The organism is Pedococcus sp. P1_H8 (assembly GCF_056405175.1).
In genome coordinates, this window is record NZ_JBFUCP010000273.1 from 1 (window position 1) to 427 (window position 427).

General features: G+C 65.7%; 1 pseudogene. It reads right to left on the minus strand.

Annotated elements, in window-relative coordinates:
- Positions 1 to 74: 74 nt before the first annotated feature.
- Positions 75 to 427, minus strand: a pseudogene (locus AC1DYG_RS19965) (arylsulfatase); the annotation flags it as partial.

The following is a 427-nucleotide window of genomic DNA, read 5'->3' on the forward strand; positions in this document are numbered from 1 at the left end:
CCTCCGACGTACCCCGAGTTCAGCTACACCCCAACAGAACTCGGGGCACCCCGGAGCCTGCTACCGAATCCACCTCACGTGTACTCCACCCGCATGCGCTCGATCTGCCCCTCGAACGGGAACGGGGCCCGGTCGCGGTAATCCAGTGACACCGGCGAACCCAGGCAGGTGCCCACGTCCAGGCAGTCGTTGGCAGTGAACAGCAACGGCGCACTCACCGGGACCACCCCCTCCGCGAACGTCTCCCCGTCCACCGAGATCACCACCTGGAGCGACCCGCCCAGCCGCTCCTGCACGTACGACGTCTCCACCGTGACGACACGGCCGCCCGACGGCAACCGCTCCGACGACCGGATCTTCGTCCGCATSAGGATGAASAGGTTGTACTCGTAGCAGAGGTAMCCGTCGTCGASGTAGCACGTCAGTC